Annotated in this window: 1 protein-coding gene; it reads left to right on the plus strand. The window is 59.3% G+C overall.

Translation table 11 applies throughout. The annotated features are described in order from the left end of the window. Window positions 1-256 precede the first annotated feature (256 nt). Window positions 257-1907 (plus strand): DUF6797 domain-containing protein (locus ABX749_RS31280; protein ID WP_372899484.1); only part of this gene is annotated, 1651 nt, incomplete at its 3' end.

Consider the following 1907-nt stretch of genomic DNA (forward strand, 5'->3'; position numbering starts at 1 on the left):
AACCCTCGCAAATGCTCGGTTTGCTTACCCCAGGCTAGGGATATGCATGCCCTTTGGGCAAAAAGCGACTTGTGGCGATAACAATGCCTGCCAGCAGGGTGACGCACGAAATCGGCACGACCTTCGTAAGGAGCAGGAGAGAGGGTTCCAGGCTACAGACCATCAACGCTCGTCGATGGGGCCGCATCGCATGCGATTTCGAGTAAATTGGTGCAGCATTCGATGCCCGCCTACTTTCGCACCCGAGCCCAGTCTCTTGAGTACTCCGCCGACTTCCCCCGCCCGTATCGGGGCCATCCTGGTCCGGTTCACGTGTCTTCTCTTCGCCGTTGCCTGCCTGTCAGACGTCGTGTCGGCACAAGAGACGTTGGAGGCGGAATTGAAGCGGCGCGACGCGGCTGAACTGGCCCGCCACGTCCACATCTTTGGCGATGCGTCACGCGGGGCGATTCGGTTTTACCAAACCGGACTGAGCTGCGTTCAGTGCCACGTGGCTGACGAAGGCACGAATCGGCTCGGACCGGATCTATCGCAAATGAACGAACGAGCCACGTATTTGCACGTGATCGAGTCGCTGTTGGATCCGTCCAAAGTCGTCCAGCCCGGTTTCCGCGCCGAACGTCTGTTGCTCGACGACGGTCGCGTGGTCAGCGGAATGATCGCGGCGGAAACCGATACGGCACTCACCGTGGTGGTCCCGGGCGAAGAAAAACCGTTGACGGTTGCTTTGGACAGCGTCGAAGCGCGGGCGCCTTCGGGATCCATCATGCCCAGCGGGTTGATCAACCAGCTCGATGACGAAAACGATTTTTACGACTTGGTCTGCTACCTGGTGGAACTGGGACAAGCAAGTCCCGAGAGGGCGGCACGCATGAAACCCGATGCGTCGCTGATCCAGCCGCCTCCGCTGCCGGACTATGAAAACGATCTCGATCACCGCGGCATGATCACCAGTTGGAATGAAAAATCATTTCAACGCGGCAAAGCGATCTATCAAGGACTGTGCATCAATTGTCATGGCACGCAAGAACAACCCGGTTCGCTCCCCAATGCGTTGCGTTTCGCCACCGGAAAATTTAAAAGCGGCGGCGATCCGCTGACGATGTACAAGACCCTGACCCACGGCTACAAGATGATGTTGCCGCAACGTCAATTGGTGCCGCGCGAAAAGTACGATGTGATTCACTACATCCGCGAAGCCTACTTAAAACCCTTCAACGCGTCGCAGTACACCAAGGTCGACAAAGCTTATCTGGACTCGCTGCCTCCAGGCCGACTTCGTGGACCTGCACCGGTCCGCCATCGCCCTTGGAGCGAGATGGACTATGGACCGTTCCTGACGCGGACCTATGAAATCGCGAGTGAGTTTTCCAAGCCGCGACCGGAAGTCACCGACGATGACCGTCAGCGGGGTCGGCGCGAGAATCGCCCCGCCGAACGGACTTGGCCGCCGGAGACCAATTTTGCTTACAAGGGCATCGCGATACAGCTTGATGCAACACCGGGCGGCGTTGCCCGCGGTTCACACTTTCTGGCGTTTGAACATGACACCATGCGCGTCGCGGGTGCCTGGATGGGAACCGGGTTCATCGATTGGGAAGGCATCCTGCTGGACGGAAAACACTGGCGATCACCGCGGACGGTCGGTGAGCTGCACTTCCAAAACCTGCCGGGCCCGGGTTGGGCCGATCCGTTAACCGGCTCGTTCGACGACACACGGCGGCTTGCGCGCGACGGGCAAGCGTACGGCCCGTTTCCGAAATCGTGGATGGATTACAAGGGATTGTACAAGCACGGCAACCGCGTCGTGCTGTCCTACACCGTCGGCGACGCAGCGGTGCTGGAGTCGCACCGCGTTACGGAAGAACAGGGACCGGGACCGTTCGACGTTCCCGTCACCTGGGTAC

This window comes from Stieleria sp. (assembly GCF_041595215.1).
Lineage (GTDB): Bacteria > Planctomycetota > Planctomycetia > Pirellulales > Pirellulaceae > Stieleria > Stieleria magnilauensis.